The sequence below is a fragment of the Streptomyces sp. NPDC031474 genome, from assembly GCF_055581185.1.
In genome coordinates this window covers 213,489-232,950 of sequence record NZ_JBVIJX010000010.1, presented here as the reverse complement: position 1 = coordinate 232,950, position 19,462 = coordinate 213,489, and the positions used below count along the sequence as shown (strand labels likewise).

Below are 19,462 nucleotides of genomic sequence, written 5' to 3'. Positions count from 1 at the left end.
ATTGACGTCGAATTCACGCCAACCGGGCGTCGGCGCACCGGCGCGGCGACCGGAGCCGAATTCCGCCGAGTGCCCGCCCTCTCATCCGGCTTTCACCGACGCCTCATACGGTGGGGGCATGACGCAGGTGACTCCTCCCGGCTGGTATCCCGATCCGGGGCAGACAAGTGACGGTCCCGCCACCGAACGCTGGTGGGACGGCAAGACATGGACGGACCAGACCCGCGCCGCGGGCTCGGCCGCCGTATGGGGTCCGCCGGCGCAGACCCCGACCGACGGAACCTATCCGGCACAACCGGGGTATCCCAGCTATCCGGGCTATTCGGGTTATTCGGGCCATCCGGTGCAACCCGGCGCTCCCGCGGGCGCGGGGCAGCGGCGCGGGCTGCGGACGGGCATAGCCGTCGCGGCGGCCGTCGCGGTCCTCGCGAGCATCGGGGTCGGCGTGTACGCGCTGGCCAAGGACGACAGCTCAGGCGGAGGCGGCGGCACGGCCCAGGGTCCGGGCGGACAGAGCGGTCCCGGCGGCGACGGCGGGCCGTTCGGCGGGCCCGGCGGCTCCGGTGGTTCGGGAGGATCCGGCGGATCGGGCGGGGCCTCCCCCTCCCCCGGCGAGTCCGAGCCGCCGAAGATCAAGAGCGGTGCGGTGACCGACGCGCTCAACGGGATCAGCATCCCGATCCCGAAGGGCTGGACCGGCCAGGAGCTCAGCGTGGGGGCGCAGATCACCTCCGACTCCTCCTACAAGTGCCCCGGCGACACCTCGAAGACCTGCACCAAGGGGGGTGTGTACTCGGCGCCCGTCGAGGCGCTGGAGACCAAGGGCAGCACCGCGGAGCAGGTGGCCAAGGCGGACATCGCGGCCAACGCCGAGGAGTCCTACGGCGGGAAGACGTACGGTTCGATCACCTCGCACCAGGTGCTCGACTCGAAGGCGGTGACGGTGGCCGGGCAGAAGGGCTACCTGGTGCGCTGGAAGGCGGTCACGAGCAAGGGCGCGGACGGCGTCGTCGAGTCGCTGGCGTTCCCGGCGCCCGCGGACACCAAGCGGCTGGTGGTGCTCCGCTTCGGCGTGGACGCGGACCAGAGCCTGACGGTCATCGACACGATCACCCAGGGCATCAAGGTGGCCAAGGGCGGCGGCAGCGGCCACGACGTCTGAGCCGGACCCGCACGACACACGTGACACACATGACACACGTGACCCGCAGGACCCGCGGAACCCCCGGAATCCACGGGGCCCGCGGGTTCCGTGGAGAAAACGATCGGCCGGGTGGGGCACCCCTCCGCTCAAAGGGGAACCCCACCCGGCCGGGGGGTGCGCGCCGCCCCCGTCCCCACGGTGCGGCGCGAGCAGGCCGTCGTTCCGTCATCCCGGGAACGGCGGCCTGGGTCTTCTACGGTGACGCCACGGAGAGCCCGAGGGCGGGCAGTACGGCCGCCTCCACGAAGCGGACCAGGTAGTCCGGGTCGGCGTACTGCCCCTCGATCACCGGTCGGGCCCGGACCACGCCGAACAACTGCGCCGGGATGTACTCCAGCGCGGGATGGCCGGCCGGGATCTCCCCCCGCTCGACGCCGCGCCGCAGGATGTCCCGCAGCGCCTCGATCTCCGGATCGATGAGCGCCTCGCGCAACGCGCGCGCGAGGTCCTCGTCACCGTTCACGGCGTGGCCGAGGGCCTGCAACAGCTTGCTGTCGTTCGTCGACCAGCCGCCCGCGGCCCGCGCGGCCGCGCGCAGGTCCTCGGCGAGCGAACCGGTGTCGATGCCGGCGAGCCGCGCCGTCCGGCGGGAGCGCAGGGCCGCCACGACGAACTGGGGCTTGGTCTTCCACTGCCGGTAGAGCGTGGACTTGCTGCAGCGCGTGCTGGCCGCCACGCCTTCCATGGTGACCGCTTCATATCCGCATTCGCGGATCTGCTCGAGGACGGCGTCGAAGAACTCCTTCTCACGCTCGGGCGTGATCTTGGAGCGGCGCGTTGCAGCGACCGGCTCCGGTCCCTCCGCGGCCTGCGACGTCATCTTCTCTCCCTCTCCGTTTATGCCCGGTTCCAGTGTGGCGTATGTCAATCGAAACGCCATTGTACCGGTACCCGCGCGTATCGGTACACTGGCGTATCGGTACGACATAGTATCGATCGATCAAACGCGCCACCGTCACAGCTCAACGCACCACCGTCACAGCGAAGGGGCCGGGGGATGAATGCCCGCACGGAGCCTGAACAAGCGGAACCGGCCGCGCCGACCCGGCCGCCGATAGTCCGCGAGCTCCTGCTTGTCGCAGGGCTCTTCCTGGTCTACAAGTTCGGCCGGCAGCTGGCCTCGGGCCACACCGGCGAGGCCTTGCGCAACGCCCACGACGTGTGGCACGTGGAACGGTGGCTGCATCTGCCCGGCGAGGGCTCGGTGCAGTCCCTGCTGCTGCACGGCGACGGACTGGCCGAGGCCGCGAACACCTACTACGCGACCGTGCACTTCCCGGCCACCCTGGCCTTCCTGGTCTGGCTGTACCTGCGCCGCCCGGCGCACTACGTGTGGGCCCGCCGGGTGCTGGCCGCGCTCACCGCCGCCGCCCTGGCGCTGCATCTCGCCTTCCCCCTCGCCCCGCCCCGGATGCTGGCGGCGACGGGCCTGGTGGACACCGCCCGCGTGTACGGGCCGTCGGTGTACGGCCCGCCGCAGACGGACCACCTCTCCAACCAGTTCGCGGCGATGCCGTCGCTGCACTTCGGCTGGGCCCTGATGGTGGCGATCGGCCTGATCGTCGCCACCCGGTCGCGGTGGCGGTGGCTGTGGCTGCTGCATCCGCTGCTGACGCTGCTGGTGATCGTGGGCACGGCGAACCACTACTGGCTCGACGCGGTCGTGGCGGGCGCCCTGCTCGGCGTCGCGCTCACACTGATCCACGCCCCCCGGCGCACGGCCACCACGGCCGGACGCGGTACGGGCGCCCTCGTCCCGGCCGAACGGCCTGTCCTGGTGGGAGCGGGCCGATGAACGCCACCCTCGTCGCCGTCGTCCTGTCCCTCTTCTCGGCCGTCGCCTATGCGGCCGCCGCCGTCGCGCAGGAGCGGCTGGCCTCCCGGAACCCCGGCACCGGCCTGCTGCGGATGCTCGGCAACAGTGCCTGGTGGTGGTCGGTGGGGCTGAACGCCTCCGCCGCGCTGCTGCACGTGGTCGCCCTGAAGTACGGACCGCTCACCGTGGTGCAGCCGCTGGGGGCGCTCACGCTGGTCGCGGCGGTGCCGATGGGCGCGCGGGTCGCGGGCCGCAAGGTCACCTTCGCCGAGTGGCGGGGCACCGCCCTCACCCTGGCCGGCCTGGCCGCGATCCTGGTCACGGCCTCGGGGCCGGCCCCCGAGGACGTCCTGACTCTGCCGGAGGCGGTCGCGGTCTCCGGGGTGACGGCGGCGCTGATCGGGCTGCTGGCCCGGCGCGGCGCCAAGCCCGGACTGCGGCACGCGACGGCGTCCGGTTTCGCCTCCGGGGTCGCCTCGGCGCTCACCCAGACGGTGACCGTGGCCGCGACGGACCGGTCGGGGCCGCTGCTCAGCGTGCAGGTGATCGTGGTGGCGCTGCTGGTCGCGGCCTTCGCGACGGGCGGGCTGCTGCTGTCGCAGACCGCCTACCGGGGCGGTCTCGGCGCCCCGCTGGCGATGGTGACGCTGGCCAACCCGGTGGCCGCCGCGGCGATAGGCCTCCTGCTGCTCGGCGAACGCCTCCAGGGCGGGCCCGCGGGCGTGCTTCTCGCCCTCGCGGGAGCGGCGCTCGCGGGGCGGGGCGTGGTGCTGCTGTCGCGGGCCGCGCCGGAACCCGGCGCGATCCATGGACTCGACGCACCCCACGAGGTGCCCGCGGAGGAGCACCCGGTGGCGGCGGTACTGGCCCTGCACCCGCGGACGGCGTCGGCCGAACCGGCGCTGCTGCCCCGGCCGAGGTCCGAGCCGGGGCATCTCACCCCGCTGTGACGGGCGTCAGCCGATACCGCGGGCGTCCTGCTTCAGCGCCGTGTCCACGGTCAGAGCGGTGGCGACGACCAGGCTCAGCAGCGGCTCGGGCAGTTGGTAGTGGATCTGCAGGACGTAGTTGTCCGCGGTGGTGAACACCGTCTTGGCGAGGCCTTCCCAGGTCTTGGTGATCCGGGCGACCTCGTTCTCCTCGTGGTCGACGATGGCGAAGTTCCACGCCCGCCAGTTCTCCGCCTTGATGGCGCCGATCTGCCGACCCTCGACGTTGATCGAGAAGTTGATCTTCCCGAAGACGTTCTGCTGGACGATCTCCCCGACCTGCTGCCCGTCGGGGCGGGTCACGATCACGCGGGACTTGAAGATCTTCGCCGGACGGGTCAGCCGCAGCACCGGCTGACCGTGGGCGTCACGGATCTCCAGCTTGTGCGTGAGGTACTGGTCCCAGTCGCTGAGGAAGCGCACGACCTTGCGCAGGAAACCCTGGCCGACCTCGACCACGGAGCCGAGCTGGTTGCCCTGCTGGTCCATGACCTTGTACTCGTTGGTCAGCTCGATGAGCTTGGCCTTCTGGTTCACCACCAGCACCGGCTCGCTGAACAGCGTGCCGCCGCCGGGGCCGCTGGGGGCGACCCCGGCCTGCTGCTCCACCTGGCGCTGGACCCGCGGGTCAGGGCCGGCGGGTTGGTTCGAATGTATGTTCACCGGGGCACACTATCCCGAGCCCACCGGGACCTGACCAGACCTCACGGTGCCGCGTTGACCGGGTATTTACCTCCGCCGCTACTCCGTGATGATCGCCGGGTCGCTCACGCCGGGGCGGCCGTTCTCGACATGGCCGGCGAACCGCCTGAGGAACGCGCTGTCCGTGGTGGACGTGACGGTGAGGTCGTACCACCGTCGGCTCGCGCGCAGGTCCACGGTGCGCTTGACCACGGCCCCGGGCCGCAGCTTCACGGTCGTGGTCCGGCCGCCGTACCCGTCGGCCAGCTTCAGCTCCACCGTCTCGTAGCCGCGGTGGGTGAAGGTCAGTTCGATGCCGTCGCTGAGGTGCCGTGCGACCACCTCGGTCCCCGCCGCCTTCCCGGCCTGCTTGAACACCCGCAGGAATCCGTTCGGGCCGTGCACGGTCAGGTCGTGCGAGCCGCCGGAGTACGCCGAGTTCCAGGTGTCGGAGACGGTCGCGCCCGCCCCGGTGGTGTAGCTCCAGGGCCCGTCGGTGCGGTTGCCGGAGGTGACCAGGAAGGCGGCGCCGGCCTTGGCCCCGGAGGCGAAGGTGAGGGTGAGCTTCCCTGCGGTCGGATCGACCGAAGCGTCCACTGCGGGGGTGTACTTGAGCGGGCGGGTGGGCCGGTGGCCGCGCTCCTGCTTCGGCAGGACGGGGTTGGCCGGCGGGGTGGGCACGTAGTCGGGGTGGCGGTTCTTGTCCGGGGGCCGGTAGCCGTCGGTGTCGGGCAGGGCGACCGGCCGGGTGTCCTTGCGGGAGAAGTCGAAGGCGGAGGTCAGATCGCCGCAGACCGCCCGGCGCCACGGCGAGATGTTCGGCTCGTGGACGCCGAAGCGGCGCTCCATGAACCGGATGACCGAGGTGTGGTCGAGCGTCTCGGAGCAGACGTAGCCGCCCTTGCTCCAGGGGGAGACGACGAGCATCGGCACCCGCTGGCCGAGTCCGTAGGGGCCGGCGGTGTGTCCGCTGTCGCCCTTGAAGAGGTCCGGGCCGACGTCGACCGTCGATCTGCCCTGCGCGGCCGAGGCCGGCGGAAACGGCGGGAGCAGGTGGTCGAAGAAGCCGTCGTTCTCGTCATAGGTGACGAACAGCGCCGTCTTCGCCCACACCTTCGGGTCCGAGGTGAGCGCGTCGAGGACCTGGGCGACGTACCAGGCACCGTAGTTGGCGGGCCAGTTGGGGTGCTCGGTGAAGGCCTCGGGCGCGACGATCCAGGAGATCTGCGGCAGCTTGCCGCCCTTGACGTCGGCCTTCAGCTGGTCGAAGAAGCCCTCGCCCTTGCGGGCGTCGGTGCCGGTGCGGGCCTTGTCGTACAGCGGGTCGCCGGGCTGGGCGTTCTGGTACTGGGTGAAGTAGAGCAGCGAGTTGTCGCCGTAGTTGCCGCGGTAGGCGTCCTGGATCCAGCCCCAGCTGCCTGCCTTGTCCAGGCCGTCGCCGACGTCCTGGTAGATCTTCCAGGAGACCCCCGCCTGCTCCAGACGTTCGGGGTACGTCGTCCAGCTGTAGCCGACCTCGTCGTTGCCGAGGACCGGGCCGCCGCCCTTGCCGTCGTTGCCGGTGTAGCCGGTCCACAGGTAGTAGCGGTTGGGGTCGGTGGAGCCGATGAAGGAGCAGTGGTAGGCGTCGCAGATGGTGAAGCTGTCGGCGAGCGCGTAGTGGAAGGGGATGTCCTCGCGGGTGAGGTACGCCATCGTCGTGGCGCTCTTCGAGGGCACCCACTTGTCGTACTTGCCCCAGTTGAAGGCGGCATGGCCGTCGTTCCAGCCGTGCGGGAGGTCCTGGATGAAGGCGAGGCCCAGGTCGTCGGCGTCGGGGTGGAACGGCAGGACGTCCTTGCCGCCGGCGTCCGGCTGGTGCCAGACGGACTTTCCGCCGGCCAGGGTCACCGGGCGGGGGTCGCCGAAGCCACGGACGCCCCTCAGCTTGCCGTAGTAGTGGTCGAAGGACCGGTTCTCCTGCATCAGGACGACGATGTGCTCGACGTCCTCGATCGACCCCGTGCGGTGGTTCGCGGGCAGCGCGGCGGCGCGCTCGATGGAGCTGGAGAGCGCGGTGAACGCCGTGGTGGCGCCCGCGAGTTGGAGGAAGCGGCGCCGGTTTACTTCGGACATGGGTGAGGCACCTCTCGTGCAGATGGGGTTCTGCCGGCCGGTTCGGTGACGGAGTGCGCGCGCAAGGAGTTTTCCAAGAGCACCGAACGTCAGGGAAGGCCCGGATGACGCCGATGTGAAAGTCGACGGTACGTGGGGTGTGCGACAGGCCATGAGATCACCAAGTGCCTCGAACGGCCGTACGGAGAACGGGAGTCACCGTCGGCCGTCGACTCCCTGCCCGACGGGAATTCTCGTGACCGCGTCAGGGTTGCAGCACACGCGCTTCACGGATCCACCGCACCCTCGTGGCACGCTTCAACCTCACACACGACATCGGACAAAGGACTTCGACCGTGGCAGCCGAGCTCTCCGACGAACTGAAGAAGTACCTCGACGACTCCCGGGTCTTCGCGACCGTGGCGACGGTGGCGGCCGACGGGCGGCCGCACCTGACCGTCGTCTGGATCAAGCGCGACGGCGACGACCTGCTGTTCTCCACCACCGTGGACCGGGCTCAGGGCAAGAACATCGCTCGCGACCCGCGCGTCACCGTGATGATCAACCCGCCCGAGAACCCGTACACCTACGCCGAGATCCGCGGCACCGCGACGCTCACCCCCGACCCCGCCAGCGACCTGGTGAACGAGCTCTCCCTCAAGTACACGGGCCAGGAGTACGCCACCTTCAACCCGGCCTCGAAGAACGACGGGGAGCGCGTCATCGTCCGCGTCACTCCGAGCAGGACAACCGGACGGCTCTGACCAGCCCTTTACGGCAGGCGCGGGCGCGACGCGGCCGGTGGCGGGCGCCCGCCCGCCAAGACAGCCGGAGACATGGCCGCCCCCCGACGGAGGAGGCGCTCCTCTCGGAGCCAACGGGTGTGGTCCTACTGGTTGGTCACCTGTCCCCGGATCTCCCTGCGAAAGTCGATCGGGGAACGGCCCGTGCGGTGCATGAAGTACTTGCTGAACTGGGAGGCCGTGACGAAGCCAAGGCGGTCCGAGATCTGGGCGGCGGTTTCGTCGCCGTGCGCCAGCAGACGCTTCGCCTCCAGCACGACCCGGCGGTCGATGAACTCCTTCGCGCTGAGCCCGGCGCCCGCCAGGGTGGCCCGGGCGAGGGTGCGCCCCGAATAGCCGAGCATGCGGGCGTAGTCCTCCACCTGTCGGGTGGCGGTGAAGCGCTGTTCGACCGCGTCACGGAACCGCAGGTAGGTCTCGTCCGGCTCCGGAGCGGGGCCCCCGACGGGGACCGTGAGATGGGCCAGCCGCAGCAGGAGGACGGCGAGGAGGTGGCGCAGGGCCGCGATGTGCGCTTCAAGGGGCAGGTGACCGAGCGCCTGGAACTCGCGGCTCAGGTGTTCCGCGGCCATGGTCACCGCCTCGGCGTCGGCGGCGACGGGAGTGGTGACGACCGGCGCGTGCGGATCGTCGACCCGAGCGGCCGTAGCCGTGGCCGGGTCCAGCACGTCCTGCCGGAAGAGGATCAGCGTGCCCTCGGCCTGGGTGGGGTCGCCCCACTGGTGCACCTGCCCCGGGCGCACCCACAGCCAGGAGCCCGGCCGCAGAACGTAGCCGTTGAAATCGACGACGTGCCGGAGGTCGCCCGCGGTGAGAGTGAGCAGGTGGTGGAAGTCGGGGCGCTGAGGCCGCACGAGGGTGCGCTCGCAGACACGCCGCCGTAGCTCGGCCAGCGACATGACCTCGACACCGGCGGGAGTGCCCGCGGGCGCGGCGAATCCGATCTGCGGAATCTCACGCGAGGAATCGTGTCGCTTTTTGGCCATCATCAGTCGGAAGCTTATCCGGCTTTCTCCCTGCACTCCTCGTACGTTGGTGCTGCCGCCCGCGGACAAGACGTCTCCTTGGCGGAAACAGGAAAGGACGGCACGTGGCACCGGCACAAGAGACCATCCGCACCTGGCTGCAGGAGGCCGACCGGGTCCTGATCGCGGCCGGCGCCGGTCTGAGCGCGGCCGCCGGCTACGACTACGGCGACGCCGAACGCTTCCGCGAACTGCTGCCGGCGCTGTACGGGCTCGGCCTGCGCTCGCGCTATCTGCTCGGCGTGCCCCTGCCGAAGGACATGATGTGGGGCTACTGGGCCGTCCACATCGACGACATCCGCTACCGCACCGAACCCAACCCCCTGTACCGCACGCTGAGGCGGCTGGCCGGCGACCGCGACCACTGGGTGATGACGTCCAACGTCGACGCCCTCTTCGCCCGCAACGGCTTCGAGGCGGACCGGGTCTTCACCCCGCAGGGCGACTACGGCCGCCTCCAGTGCACGGTTCCGTGCACGCGGGACACCTGGTCCAGCAGGCCCTTCCTCGACACGATCCTCGCCGCGTACGACCGTGACACGGGTCGGGTGACGGACCCGACGGCCCTGCCGCGCTGCCCCCGCTGCGGTGGCGACGTCTTCCCCAACATCCGTGTCGGTCCCGAGTTCGTCTACGACTCCTATGCGCCCGCAGGGCAGCGGCTGGCCCGGTGGCTCGACGACGCGCCCACGGACAGCACGTTGCTCGTGCTGGAAATCGGCGCCGGATTCAATACTCCCGGCGTGATCCGCCGGCCCATGGAGAACCTGGTGCGCCAGACCCCTCGGGCCCGCCTCGTCCGGATCAACCCCGACCATCCCGACGTCCCCTCGGACCTCGGGGCACGAGCTCTGGCCGTTCCCCAGGGAGCGGACCGGCTCCTCGACGGGCTCGATCCCTGACGTCCGGCGGCAGCGCGCCTCCGTCACCACAGGAAGAGAAGTCACGACATGTCCCAGGCATCCGAGGTATCCGAGGCATCCGCAGCCACGATCGCCGTCACCGGCTCCACCGGCCGACTGGGCGGGCGCGTCGCACGGCGACTGGCCGAGCGGGGCGTCCCGCAGAGGCTCCTGGCCCGCAACCCGGCACGCGCTCCACGGCTTCCCGGCGCGGTGGCGGTGCGAGGCGACTACGCCGACCGGGACGCCGTACGGGAGGCCCTCGCCGGCACCCGCACCGTCTTCATGGTCTCCGCCTCCGAGAGCGCCGACCGGCTCGCGCAGCACAAGGCGTTCGTGGACGCGGCCGCGGAGGCAGGCGTCCGGCACCTGGTGTACGTCTCCTTCTACGGCGCGGCGCCCGACGCCACCTTCACCCTGGCGCGCGACCACTTCCACACCGAGCAGCACATCCGCGCGAGCGGCCTGGCGTACACCTTCCTCCGGGACAACCTCTACGCGGAGTTCGTACCCGACCTCGTCGGCGAGGACGGCGCCATCCGCGGCCCGGCCGGGCACGGGCGCGCCGCGTTCGTCAGCCAGGACGACATCGCCGACGCCGCCGACGCGGTGCTGTCCCGGCCCGACGACCATGCGGGCCTCGCCTACGACCTGACCGGGCCCGAGTCGCTCACCCTGGACGAAGCGGCCGCAGTCCTGTCCGAGCAGCTCGGACGCACCGTCACCTACCGACAGGAGACGGTCGAGGAGGCCTATGCCTCCCGCGCCTCCTACGGCGCCCCGCCGTGGCAGCTGGACGCGTGGGTGTCCACCTACACGGCCATCGCGTCCGGCGAACTCGACGGAGTCAGCGACGCCGTGCCCCGCCTCACCGGCCGCCCCGCCACCCCCCTCGCCGACGTCGTCCGCGCGACCGGGCGCTGACCCGCACCGCCGTCGGCACCGCCCGGCGGGACGGGGTCCTCGTACGGTTCAGCAAAGCAACCGTGTCGTGTTTTGACCATCGGTAGTCGCTATCTCTGCCGATCGATCGGATGTCCTCGGCATAGTTTGAACATATCGCCGCTGGACCGCCGGTCCGTCCCGGCCAGGTCCCCAAGCAAGGAAGACCGTCATGAGCAACGCGAAGAACACCGTCCTTCAGGCCGCCGCCGAGCTGTTCGGCGACAAGGACCCGTCCGCCGTGGACCGCTGGGTGGCCGCGGACTACAAGCAGCACAGCGCGCTCGCCGCCGACGGGCCCGAGGCCCTGCGCGGGCTCGTCGCAGGCCTGGGTGAGGACTTCCGCTACGAAGGTGCCCGGGTCATCGCCGACGGCGACCTGGTCGCCCTCCACGGCACGTACTTCGGCTTCGGTCCGGACCCGCTCGTCGGGTTCGACATCTTCCGGGTCGACGCCGACGGCAAGCTGGCCGAGCACTGGGACGCCCTGACCCCGCAGGTCAAGGACACCCTCTCGGGCCGCTCCCAGACCGACGGCCCCGCCGCGGTCACCGAGACCGACAAGACCGACGCCAACCGTGCCCTGGTGGCCGAGTTCGCCGAGAAGGTCCTCGTCGGCGCCGACTACTCGGTGCTCACCGACTACATCTCCACCGAGACCTACCACCAGCACAACACCGACGCCGCCGACGGCCTCGACGGCTTCGGGGCGGCCGCGGCCAAGTGGGCCGAGCAGGGCAAGAACCTGATCTACAAGAAGGTGCACAAGGTCATCGCCGAGGGCGAGTTCGTGCTGACGCAGTCCGAGGGCGAGTTCGGCGTGCCCGTCGCCTACTACGACCTTTTCCGTGTCGCGGACGGCAAGATCGTCGAGCACTGGGACGTCATCGCCCCCGTCCCGGCCGAACTGCCCCACGGCAACGGCCTGTTCTGATGTGATCCACCCGATGGCCCGGCCCACGCGCGCCGCGTGCCGATGCCGGGCCATCAGCACACCTCGTTCACCCGCCCCACCCGGAGCCTTCGATGAGTCCGATCCGAGTCGAGTCCGATGCCGTCGCCGGAACGCAGACACAGCTTTCCGCGCTGCCCCTGGCCGCCCACCGGTCGGCCGTAGCCCTCGACGAGCCCTTCCGCCCCACGGCGCCCCCGGCCACGACCGCTCGGCTGGACGCCCATGTGCGCTCGGCACTGCACCTGCTCAGTGCCGATCCGGCCGTGTCCCGGCTGGGGCTGCGGGCCGACTCACTGAGACACCTCGCCGACGCCGGCACGTCCCGCCGGATGCTGCGCGCTTTGCTGACCGTACGTGATCCCGGTCCGCTGCCGGAGGGAGCGGACCGGGAGCTGGACGCGCTCCTCGGCGCGGAGCGGCGCCTACGGCCCACCGTCTCGGCACGTGAACTGCCCACGATCGCGGAGGAGTTCCACGGCGCGACCGTCCGGGCCCCGGCCGAGGCCGTGCTGTGGCGGGGAGACATCACCACCCTTGCCGCCGACGCCGTGGTCAACGCCGCCAACAGCCGACTGCTCGGCTGCTTCCGCCCTCTGCACCCCTGTATCGACAACGCCCTGCACAACGCCGCCGGACCTCAGCTGCGCGACGACTGCCACACGATCATCACGGCGCAAGGAGCCCCCGAACCCACCGGCACGGCCAAGATCACCCGGGGCTACCACCTGCCGGCGCGGTACGTCCTGCACACCGTCGGCCCTGTCGTCCAGGGCCGTCCGCGCGCGCAGGACGCGCAGGCGCTCGCCTCCGCCTACCGGGCATGCCTGGACCTCGCGGCCGAGGTGGAGACCATCCGCACGCTCGCCTTCTGCGCCGTCAGCACCGGCGTCTTCGGCTACCCCAAGGAGGAAGCCGCCCCGGTCGCGCTGCACACCGTCGCCGACTGGATCGCAGCGCATCCCGGACGATTCGACCGCGTGGTGTTCACCGTGTTCGAAGACGCCGACGAACGCGCCTACAGGCACGCCCTCGCCGCAGGCGGGATGGGCCAGGACGAGCAGGGCCCGCCGGAAGCGCAAGTGTGAGCGACAGGTCGATCGCGGACGGGCGGACCCAAGCACGACGACGCGCCTGGTCAAGCAAGTGATCTTGTATGCGACCAGGGTGCAGCCCACCTCATCGCAGCCGGCGCCCGGTTGGATGATGCGTGTGTCGATCAATCCTCATCGGGCCGCCACAGCCAGCGCAGAGCGTCCGGCAGCAGGACGCCGCCGTGGTTGGGGCTGTGTCCGCCGTCTCCCAGGACAAGGCGGAAGTCGTAGCCCGCTTCAGCGAGAGCGGCTGCCACGCGCAGGTTTTCGGCGAGCCAGTTCCCCTGGGGCTCATTCCAGTGCAGGTCGCGGTGGCCGCTCTGCATGAAGATGCGCAGCGGCTTGCGGGGGACGCGGGCGATGAGGTCCGGGTAGGGATTGCCGTCCGGCATCTGCGCGAAGCTGGACAGACATCCGATGACGCGGCGGAACTTGTCCGGACGCAGCCACGCGGCGGTGAAGGCACAGTTGCCGCCGCTGCTCCCGCCGCAGATGCCCCACCCTTCGGGCGACCGGGCGATGGTGTACCGCTCCGCAACCTGCGGGATGATCTCGGTGAGGAGGAAGGTGACGTACTGGTCGTCGAAGGCGTCGTACTCGTGGTTACGGTTCTTCGGGTTCTCCCCATCGGGGAAGACGCCGGGATCGACGAACACGCCGATGGTGACGGGGATGTCGCCGCGGTGAACGAGGTTGTCCAGGACGATCGCGCCGCGTACCTCCCCTGCGGGGTCCAGGTACCACCATCCGTCCTGGAACACCATCAAGGATGCCGGTTGCGCCGGGTCGTACTGTGCGGGCACGTGTACCCAGAACTTCCGGAAGGTTCCCGGGTAGACCGCGCTGCCCCGCCACTCGAACTCGACCGTCTCGCCGGCGGGCACGCCCGACTGCTGAGCGGAATCGGGCCCGTGGATGTAGCGCACGTCGGACTGGTCGATCGGAAGTGGCTGGTAGGGCATCTCCATGGTCACGGGGAGCAACCGTAGGGCGATCACCACCCTTCGCCGCAAGGGATTTTCGTCCAGACGCTCCGCCTGGCTGGTGACCAGTTCGGGGTGGGTTGACGTGGCGGGATCCGCCTCTGTGGTGATCGAGCCGCTCACGTGCGTCTTGCGGTTGTCCGTGTCGGAGACCCGGGCGAGGATCCGCAGCGGTGTCCGAAGCGGTACGGGCCCGTGGTAACGGAGGTGGAGGGAGACCGCCAGACCGGGCGCCCCACGGGTCGCGCAGGCGCGGCCCATGAGCTCGTCCAGCAGCATGGCGCTCATGCCGCCATGGCCGTATCCGGGCGGACCCCCCGTCGGTGGTCGACGTGACGCTCACGGGTGGAGCGAGCGGACTTCCGGCTCCGGTCACGGGACTGTAGATCCGGACGCCGGTGGGGAACTCGTCCACCTCGGGAATCTCCGCCCGCGTGCGTCGTCGTCCGGTGAGCTGGGCCGTGACCTGGCGGACGGCATCCGCCACGCGGTGGAGGGTGTCAGGGGTGGCGACAGTACTCACGGTGGCTTCCACCAGGGATGAGCAGGCCTGTCTCTGCTGGAGGCGGGGTCACGCTATGCTATGACGGTCGTCATAAAAAATGGGACCGGAAGGAATCGTGTCCATGAAGCCCAGTCCGACGGTGCGCGAGCGGATCGTGGCAGGTGCGGCCGACATGATCAGTCGGCGCGGCCTCAATGCGACCAGCATCCGCGAGACCGCCAAGTACACCGGGGCGCCGCTGGGTTCGACGTACCACTACTTCCCCGACGGCAAGCAGCAGTTGGCCACGGAGGCCGTCCGGTACACGGGCGAGTGGACCGCCCGGGGTCTGCGCAGGGCGCTGGAGGCGGGGCCGGTCGCCGGACTGCGGGATTTTCTCGCCGTGTGGCGCAGGATCGTCGTCGACAGCGACTTCCGGGCCGGCTGCCCCGTCCTCGCCGTCTCCATCGAGGAACCCGCGACCGATGAGGCAACCACCGCCATCGCGGCCGCCGCCGACGTCTTCACCACATGGGAGAGCCTGCTCGCCGACTCGCTGCGCGAGCACGGCGCCGAGCAGGATCAGGCGGCCCAGCTCGCGACGCTCATCGTCGCCGCCGTCGAGGGCACCGTGGCCATGTGCCGCGCCAAGCGCAGCACCCAGCCTCTCGATGACACCGCCGAGCAGTTGCAGGCGCTCATTCTGGCCACGATCAAGGACTGAGCCGCCTCCCGGCATTCCGCTTCAGACACCCAGTGCGGCGCGCACCGCCTTGACCCGGTCCTCGGTGAAGACCCCGCTCTCCAGCAGCGGCAGGATCGACAGCACACCCCCGGACGAGCCCCAACTGCCCTCGTCGATCACCCGGAAGTTGACCCACCAGGCCGGCGCCGGCTTCTCCAGCCCGCAGGCTGCCGCCAGCGCGGCCAGGACGCGGTCGATGACCTCGGCCCGCACCTCCTGCTGCCAGGCGGCGTCCATGACCGCGATGTCGATCACCATCACGTCGAGCTCCGGGCCGGCGTCCGCCAGCAGTCGGCCGCCGATGGCCATCATGTCCCGCTCACGTTCGACGAAGTGCACCTGGAACCCGACCCGGGCGGCCGGGGCATGCTGCCCCACCTCGGGCACCAGTACCGCGTCGGTCAGGGTCTCGGCCAGCTCACGGCGCTGCTCCAGACTCAGGCGCCCCGTCGGCGCGTTCACGGTGACGATGGTCATGACATCCTCCTATGACAGTCGTTATAGGAGGCAGGCTACACAGCTTATAGCGACTGTCATACCCGGCGCGCCCACAGGGTCGTCGGGATCGAGGGTGACCCCCTCATGCAGGGCCATGGGGATTCCCCGCCCCCTTCCGTGACACGGAAGCCGTATTGCGCACGTGTGCAGCCCGTCACGACGATGTCGCCACGACCCAAAGACGGGAGCCAGCCGCCATGCCGCACACGACCGCCTTCGCCAGGAACCAGTGGTACGTCGCCGCCTACAGCCACGAGGTCGGGCGCGAGGAGTTGCTCGGCCGGACAATCCTCGGTGAGCCGCTCGTCTTCTACCGGACCGAGGAGGAGGGCACCCCGGTCGCGCTGGCCGACCGCTGTGTGCACCGCCGGTTCCCGCTGCACGAGAAGCCGAGCCGGCTGGACGGCGACCGGCTCGTGTGCGGCTATCACGGCTTCACGTACGACACGACCGGTACCTGCGTGTACGTGCCCGGCCAGAAGCGCGTGCCGCGCACCGCCCGGGTCGCCTCCTACCCGGTCGTCGAGCAGGACTCCCTGGTGTGGGTCTGGATCGGCGACCCGGCGCTCGCCGACCCGCAGACCATCCCGCGCGCCCGCCACCTCGACGCCCCCGGCTGGACGACCGTGCGCGGCATGGAGCCCATCGACGCGGACTACGGGCTCCTCGTCGACAACCTCCTCGACCTGTCCCACGAGACGTATCTGCACGGCGGCTACATCGGCACCCCCGAGGTCGCCGAGACGCCGATCACCACCGAGGTCGACGAGGGCGCGGGCATCGTACGGGTCAGCCGGCACATGGACGACGCCGAGTGCCCGCCGTTCTACGCCAAGTCGACCGGCATCGAGGGCCGGATCACCCGCTGGCAGGACATCGAGTACCACGCGCCCTGTCTGTACCTGCTGCACAGCCGCATCGCGCCGGTGGGCGTCCTGCCGGAGGCGGACGGCAGTGACCCGAACGGCTTCCACACCGAGATCACGTACGCGATCACACCGTCCGCGGACGGCAAGGTGTACGACTTCTGGATGGTCTCGCGGGACTGGGCGACCGACGACGACGAGGTCACCGAGTTCCTGCGCGGCAACAACCACACGGTGGTCATGCAGGACGTCGACGCGCTCAACCTCCTGCAGCGGACGCTCGGTTCGGAGCGGGCCGGGTACCAGGAGCTGAGCATCAACATCGACACCGGCGGCCTCGCCGCCCGCCGTATCCTCGCCCGGCTGGTCGAGGAGGGCGACAAGCCCGTGGAGAAGGTCCTGTGAGCACCGGCGCCACCGGCGAGATCTACCGCATCGACTGGCTGCCGGGCACCGACGTCCTGCACGGCACCTGTCACTGCGGAGCCGAGCACGCCTCGCAGGACCCGATCGAGATGTGGGAGTGGATGCTCGCCCACCCCGAAGGACACGAGCCACAAGGAAAAGCGTCATGAGCGACGTGTACGAGGCCGAACTCGTCGTCGGCCAGCGGGAGTTCGCGGCCGACGGCGTGCTCGCCCTCACCCTGCGCCACCCCCTGGGCGAGGCGCTCCCGGCCTGGGAGCCGGGCGCCCACGTCGATGTGGTGCTCGGGCCGGGCCTGGAGCGGCAGTACTCGCTGTGCGGCGATCCGGGCGACCGTCACGCCTGGCGGATCGCGGTGCTGCGGGAGCCGGACGGGCGGGGCGGATCCGCCTATGTGCACGAGCAGTTGGGGCAGGGCGACAAGGTGCGGGTGCGCGGCCCCCGCAACCACTTCGCGCTGCGCACGGCCGCGCGGTACCGCTTCATCGCGGGCGGGATCGGCATCACGCCGGTCCTGCCGATGCTGGCGGCGGCCGAGGCGGCGGGCGCCGACTGGACGCTCCTGTACGGCGGCCGCTCCCGCAACTCCATGGCGTTCACCGGGGAGTTGGCCCGGTACGGCGACCGGGTCACCGTCGCCCCGCAGGACGAGACCGGGCTGCTGGACCTCGGTTCGGTGCTGGACGCGCTGCCCGAGGGCGCCCTGGTCTACTGCTGCGGTCCCGGTCCCCTGCTGGACGCGGTGGAGGAGCGCTGCCCGTCCGGTGCGCTGCACGTCGAGAGGTTCCAGGCGAAGGATCAACCGGCGGGCCAGGACGGCGAGTTCGAGGTCGAGCTCGCGCAGAGCGGCCGTACGCTGACCGTCGCGCCGGGTGTCTCCGTCCTGGACACCGTGCGCGCCGCGGGCGTCGAGGTGCTGTTCTCCTGCACCGAGGGCACCTGTGGCACCTGCGAGACCGACGTGCTGGAGGGCACGCCGGAGCACCGCGACTCCGTGCTCACGGCCGAGGAGCGCGAGGCCGGGGAGACGATGATGATCTGCGTGTCGCGGTGTCTCGGGAAGAAGCTCGTCCTCGACCTCTGACCACGAGGGCGGCCGACCCCGAACCGACTGAGGCGGTGCACGACCCGACCTTCACCGTCGGGGCGGGCGAACTCGTCTGTCTTCCCCTGGATACGAGTGGGAGACAACGTCGAACTGCCCTTGAAGCGGAAGAAGTTGGACAATGCCCCTGGAGGTCGATCTGCCGCCGGAGCGCGACCGGTTGCCCACCCGGCCGCCCGGCGAGCCCGGCCGGGCCGACCAGGGCGCCGTCGGCGACCTGAACGTCGACGGTGCCCGGTCGGCCTCGGGGTCGCTCGGGCCCCGGAGGCGCTCAGGCCTCGAGGGGCGGGACCACGCTGAGATGGCTCGCGGTGCGGCGCGCGGGGCGCGTCCTGCGCGGTACGAACGCCGGACGGGTGTCGCGCAGCACCATCGTCAGCCGTGTGTACCCCATGTCCTGCAGCGTCCTCGGGGTGTCGCCGATGATGCGGCACTCGGTGGCGCCCCAGCGCGGGTCGGGGTGCAGGAGGGGGCGGACGGTCCCGTCGTGCTCGACGGCCTCCGCGCCGACCGCGCGGATCCAGTGCGGCAGGCCCTGCCGGTAGGCGGCCTCCATGATCGGGTCCGCGGCTATCTCGCGGCGGATCGCCTGCAGCACATGGTCCTGGCCCTGCCGCTCCACCGCCGCCGCGAAACAGGCGAGCATCGGCAGGCACCAGCGGGCCTCGTGATCGCCGAGAACCGAGGACGCGTCCGGATGAAAAAGGACGAACCGCATGAAGTTGTCGCCTGGCAGGGCCGTCGGATGCGGGCTCACGTCCCGGAAAAGTGACGCGAAAGCGGCGTTGGACTGCAGCACGTCCCAGCGGTGGTCGAGGACGACGGACGGGAAGGGGACGGCCTCCAGGTATGCGGCGTAGTCCTGCAGATACGCCCGGGCCTCGGGACTCTCGGGGACGGGCCGCGGCACGGACCGCTGCTCTCCTGCCTGATGTGCCATCGGGAGGTCACCCCTCTTGCCTATGCGGCCTTCACGCGGCGCCCCGATCCTGCTGCCCCGACGCGAGGCATGTCAACTATCGTGGCATTCCATGCTCGTTGACGGCTGAAATTGGCCACAGTTGTGGCGAGACCTGGATGTGAGTTCGAAAGACCGGTTACTCTCCACGCAGTTCAGGCGACCGTCCATGCCTGTGTGAGGGACGTGAGAGACCTAGGAGACCTGTCGGTGGCGGAGGATGGCTTCGAGGTTCCGGGCGCCACGGCGACGGTGCTGCTGTCGGCCGTCGTCGCCCGTGTCGCCGCGCTCGCCGACCGGCTCGGCGTGCCGCACGTGGAGGTCTTCGGCACCGGGCGACTGTCCGTCGCCTCCGGGGTCCCGGAGTCCGTGGTCAAGGCCCTGCTGAGCGGCCGGCCCGCCGGTGAGCCCGATGTGCAGGCCCGTTTCCTGCAACGTCTGGACCTGCTGCGCCGTACGCGGCTCAAGCCGAACGGCCGCAAGTACACCCAGCAGGAGATCGCCGACGGCGCCGGCATGTCGCGCCAGCAGGCGGGCGCCCTCATCAACGGCGACCGGCGCCCCACGATGGAGCACTGCGACGCCCTCCAGCGCTTCTTCCGGGTGCACGCCGGATTCCTCACGGCCGAGGACCCGGAGGCGCTCGCGGGGGCCCTGCAGCACATCGAGCAGGAGCTGCTCCAGAAGCTCGCCGCGCGGGAGGCGGCCGCGGCCGTCGCGGACCCGCTGGAGCGGCTGTTGCAGGACCACGGCGTGCGCGGGATCGCGTGGCGGGCCGCCCAGCTGCCCACCGACCAGCACCGCGACAAGGTCGCCGAGTGGCTGGACATGCTCCTGGAGAGCGTGAAGCGGCCCGAGTCGTGATCCGGGGGAGAACTGTGAGCATCGCCAAGGA

The 19,462-nt window shown here is 70.6% G+C and carries 20 protein-coding genes; 13 read left to right on the top strand and 7 right to left on the bottom strand.

All coding sequences use genetic code 11. From position 1 onward, the window contains the following. Window positions 1-118: 118 nt before the first annotated feature. Window positions 119-1,162: a DUF2510 domain-containing protein gene (locus ACZ5SK_RS22565; RefSeq protein ID WP_468576521.1), complete on the top strand. Its 1,044-nt coding sequence runs from the start codon at window positions 119-121 to the stop codon at window positions 1,160-1,162. Between the two features lie 235 nt (window positions 1,163-1,397). On the opposite strand, the gene ACZ5SK_RS22560 is transcribed toward ACZ5SK_RS22565, so the two are convergent. Continuing rightward, window positions 1,398-2,024 carry a TetR/AcrR family transcriptional regulator gene (locus ACZ5SK_RS22560; protein WP_361701939.1) on the bottom strand — a complete coding sequence of 209 codons (627 nt, stop codon included), beginning with the start codon at window positions 2,022-2,024 and terminating at the stop codon, window positions 1,398-1,400. Window positions 2,025-2,201: 177 nt separating this feature from the next. On the opposite strand from ACZ5SK_RS22560, the gene ACZ5SK_RS22555 reads away from it, so the two are divergent. Then, window positions 2,202-2,999, top strand: coding sequence for a phosphatase PAP2 family protein (locus ACZ5SK_RS22555; RefSeq protein ID WP_468576520.1), 798 nt, complete (start codon window positions 2,202-2,204; stop codon window positions 2,997-2,999). Continuing rightward, entirely contained in the window at window positions 2,996-3,970 is a 975-nt protein-coding gene (locus ACZ5SK_RS22550; protein ID WP_334575345.1) for a DMT family transporter, read from the top strand. The genes ACZ5SK_RS22555 and ACZ5SK_RS22550 overlap by 4 nt, the downstream gene beginning before the upstream one ends. A 6-nt stretch (window positions 3,971-3,976) precedes the next feature. Here the strand turns inward: ACZ5SK_RS22550 and ACZ5SK_RS22545 are convergent, their stop codons facing one another. Together ACZ5SK_RS22545 and ACZ5SK_RS22540 are read right to left on the bottom strand one after the other, a co-directional pair. Continuing rightward, the gene (locus ACZ5SK_RS22545; RefSeq protein WP_334575346.1) at window positions 3,977-4,672 is read right to left on the bottom strand and encodes an LURP-one-related/scramblase family protein; all 696 of its coding nucleotides are present in this window, start codon (window positions 4,670-4,672) and stop codon (window positions 3,977-3,979) included. Between the two features lie 78 nt (window positions 4,673-4,750). Continuing rightward, entirely contained in the window at window positions 4,751-6,805 is a 2,055-nt protein-coding gene (locus ACZ5SK_RS22540; protein ID WP_457494011.1) for a phosphocholine-specific phospholipase C, read from the bottom strand. Window positions 6,806-7,140: 335 nt separating this feature from the next. Between ACZ5SK_RS22540 and ACZ5SK_RS22535 the strand changes: the two genes are divergently transcribed. After that, window positions 7,141-7,548 carry a PPOX class F420-dependent oxidoreductase gene (locus ACZ5SK_RS22535; protein ID WP_334575349.1) on the top strand — a complete coding sequence of 136 codons (408 nt, stop codon included), beginning with the start codon at window positions 7,141-7,143 and terminating at the stop codon, window positions 7,546-7,548. 125 nt (window positions 7,549-7,673) lie between these two features. Here the strand turns inward: ACZ5SK_RS22535 and ACZ5SK_RS22530 are convergent, their stop codons facing one another. Beyond that, window positions 7,674-8,576 carry a helix-turn-helix domain-containing protein gene (locus ACZ5SK_RS22530; protein WP_334575350.1) on the bottom strand — a complete coding sequence of 301 codons (903 nt, stop codon included), beginning with the start codon at window positions 8,574-8,576 and terminating at the stop codon, window positions 7,674-7,676. A gap of 101 nt (window positions 8,577-8,677) precedes the next feature. Here ACZ5SK_RS22530 and ACZ5SK_RS22525 point away from each other — a divergent pair, with 101 nt between their 5' ends. The 4 genes from ACZ5SK_RS22525 (at window position 8,678) to ACZ5SK_RS22510 (ending at window position 12,496) form a co-directional block, all read left to right on the top strand. Further along, a complete protein-coding gene (locus ACZ5SK_RS22525; protein WP_334575352.1) occupies window positions 8,678-9,514 on the top strand; it encodes an SIR2 family NAD-dependent protein deacylase in 837 nt (278 codons plus the stop codon). 48 nt (window positions 9,515-9,562) lie between these two features. Then, window positions 9,563-10,438, top strand: coding sequence for an SDR family oxidoreductase (locus ACZ5SK_RS22520; RefSeq protein ID WP_457494009.1), 876 nt, complete (start codon window positions 9,563-9,565; stop codon window positions 10,436-10,438). A 190-nt stretch (window positions 10,439-10,628) separates the two neighbouring features. Further along, window positions 10,629-11,390 carry a nuclear transport factor 2 family protein gene (locus ACZ5SK_RS22515; RefSeq protein ID WP_334575354.1) on the top strand — a complete coding sequence of 254 codons (762 nt, stop codon included), beginning with the start codon at window positions 10,629-10,631 and terminating at the stop codon, window positions 11,388-11,390. A gap of 92 nt (window positions 11,391-11,482) precedes the next feature. Beyond that, window positions 11,483-12,496: a protein-ADP-ribose hydrolase gene (locus ACZ5SK_RS22510; protein WP_361701933.1), complete on the top strand. Its 1,014-nt coding sequence runs from the start codon at window positions 11,483-11,485 to the stop codon at window positions 12,494-12,496. A gap of 131 nt (window positions 12,497-12,627) precedes the next feature. Here ACZ5SK_RS22510 and ACZ5SK_RS22505 read toward each other — a convergent pair whose 3' ends face one another. Next, a complete protein-coding gene (locus tag ACZ5SK_RS22505; protein ID WP_468157056.1) occupies window positions 12,628-13,773 on the bottom strand; it encodes an alpha/beta hydrolase-fold protein in 1,146 nt (381 codons plus the stop codon). A gap of 338 nt (window positions 13,774-14,111) precedes the next feature. Here ACZ5SK_RS22505 and ACZ5SK_RS22500 point away from each other — a divergent pair, with 338 nt between their 5' ends. Continuing rightward, entirely contained in the window at window positions 14,112-14,693 is a 582-nt protein-coding gene (locus ACZ5SK_RS22500; RefSeq protein ID WP_334575359.1) for a TetR/AcrR family transcriptional regulator, read from the top strand. 21 nt (window positions 14,694-14,714) lie between these two features. Here ACZ5SK_RS22500 and ACZ5SK_RS22495 read toward each other — a convergent pair whose 3' ends face one another. Beyond that, window positions 14,715-15,191, bottom strand: coding sequence for a tautomerase family protein (locus ACZ5SK_RS22495; protein ID WP_457494008.1), 477 nt, complete (start codon window positions 15,189-15,191; stop codon window positions 14,715-14,717). Window positions 15,192-15,409: 218 nt separating this feature from the next. On the opposite strand from ACZ5SK_RS22495, the gene ACZ5SK_RS22490 reads away from it, so the two are divergent. The 3 genes from ACZ5SK_RS22490 to ACZ5SK_RS22480 are packed head-to-tail and all read left to right on the top strand — an operon-like array spanning window position 15,410 to window position 17,588. Beyond that, window positions 15,410-16,483 carry an aromatic ring-hydroxylating dioxygenase subunit alpha gene (locus ACZ5SK_RS22490; protein ID WP_334575361.1) on the top strand — a complete coding sequence of 358 codons (1,074 nt, stop codon included), beginning with the start codon at window positions 15,410-15,412 and terminating at the stop codon, window positions 16,481-16,483. Beyond that, window positions 16,480-16,653, top strand: coding sequence for a hypothetical protein (locus tag ACZ5SK_RS22485; protein ID WP_319671217.1), 174 nt, complete (start codon window positions 16,480-16,482; stop codon window positions 16,651-16,653). Before ACZ5SK_RS22490 ends, ACZ5SK_RS22485 begins: the two co-directional genes overlap by 4 nt. Next, a complete protein-coding gene (locus ACZ5SK_RS22480; RefSeq protein ID WP_334575363.1) occupies window positions 16,650-17,588 on the top strand; it encodes a PDR/VanB family oxidoreductase in 939 nt (312 codons plus the stop codon). The genes ACZ5SK_RS22485 and ACZ5SK_RS22480 overlap by 4 nt, the downstream gene beginning before the upstream one ends. 292 nt (window positions 17,589-17,880) lie before the next feature. Here the strand turns inward: ACZ5SK_RS22480 and ACZ5SK_RS22475 are convergent, their stop codons facing one another. Continuing rightward, the gene (locus ACZ5SK_RS22475; RefSeq protein WP_334575365.1) at window positions 17,881-18,549 is read right to left on the bottom strand and encodes an MmyB family transcriptional regulator; all 669 of its coding nucleotides are present in this window, start codon (window positions 18,547-18,549) and stop codon (window positions 17,881-17,883) included. 228 nt (window positions 18,550-18,777) lie between these two features. Here ACZ5SK_RS22475 and ACZ5SK_RS22470 point away from each other — a divergent pair, with 228 nt between their 5' ends. Further along, window positions 18,778-19,431: a helix-turn-helix domain-containing protein gene (locus ACZ5SK_RS22470; RefSeq protein ID WP_334575366.1), complete on the top strand. Its 654-nt coding sequence runs from the start codon at window positions 18,778-18,780 to the stop codon at window positions 19,429-19,431. Window positions 19,432-19,462: the final 31 nt, after the last annotated feature.

Bases quoted from the DNA above. Each gene is read 5' to 3' on its own strand.
- ACZ5SK_RS22565 (WP_468576521.1), top strand. From the start codon at position 119: ATGACGCAGGTGACTCCTCCCGGCTGGTATCCCGATCCGGGGCAGACA.
- ACZ5SK_RS22560 (WP_361701939.1), bottom strand. From the start codon at position 2,024: ATGACGTCGCAGGCCGCGGAGGGACCGGAGCCGGTCGCTGCAACGCGC.
- ACZ5SK_RS22555 (WP_468576520.1), top strand. From the start codon at position 2,202: ATGAATGCCCGCACGGAGCCTGAACAAGCGGAACCGGCCGCGCCGACC.
- ACZ5SK_RS22550 (WP_334575345.1), top strand. From the start codon at position 2,996: ATGAACGCCACCCTCGTCGCCGTCGTCCTGTCCCTCTTCTCGGCCGTC.
- ACZ5SK_RS22540 (WP_457494011.1), bottom strand. From the start codon at position 6,805: ATGTCCGAAGTAAACCGGCGCCGCTTCCTCCAACTCGCGGGCGCCACC.
- ACZ5SK_RS22530 (WP_334575350.1), bottom strand. From the start codon at position 8,576: ATGATGGCCAAAAAGCGACACGATTCCTCGCGTGAGATTCCGCAGATC.
- ACZ5SK_RS22520 (WP_457494009.1), top strand. From the start codon at position 9,563: ATGTCCCAGGCATCCGAGGTATCCGAGGCATCCGCAGCCACGATCGCC.
- ACZ5SK_RS22515 (WP_334575354.1), top strand. From the start codon at position 10,629: ATGAGCAACGCGAAGAACACCGTCCTTCAGGCCGCCGCCGAGCTGTTC.
- ACZ5SK_RS22510 (WP_361701933.1), top strand. From the start codon at position 11,483: ATGAGTCCGATCCGAGTCGAGTCCGATGCCGTCGCCGGAACGCAGACA.
- ACZ5SK_RS22505 (WP_468157056.1), bottom strand. From the start codon at position 13,773: ATGAGCGCCATGCTGCTGGACGAGCTCATGGGCCGCGCCTGCGCGACC.
- ACZ5SK_RS22500 (WP_334575359.1), top strand. From the start codon at position 14,112: ATGAAGCCCAGTCCGACGGTGCGCGAGCGGATCGTGGCAGGTGCGGCC.
- ACZ5SK_RS22495 (WP_457494008.1), bottom strand. From the start codon at position 15,191: ATGACCATCGTCACCGTGAACGCGCCGACGGGGCGCCTGAGTCTGGAG.
- ACZ5SK_RS22490 (WP_334575361.1), top strand. From the start codon at position 15,410: ATGCCGCACACGACCGCCTTCGCCAGGAACCAGTGGTACGTCGCCGCC.
- ACZ5SK_RS22480 (WP_334575363.1), top strand. From the start codon at position 16,650: ATGAGCGACGTGTACGAGGCCGAACTCGTCGTCGGCCAGCGGGAGTTC.
- ACZ5SK_RS22475 (WP_334575365.1), bottom strand. From the start codon at position 18,549: ATGGCACATCAGGCAGGAGAGCAGCGGTCCGTGCCGCGGCCCGTCCCC.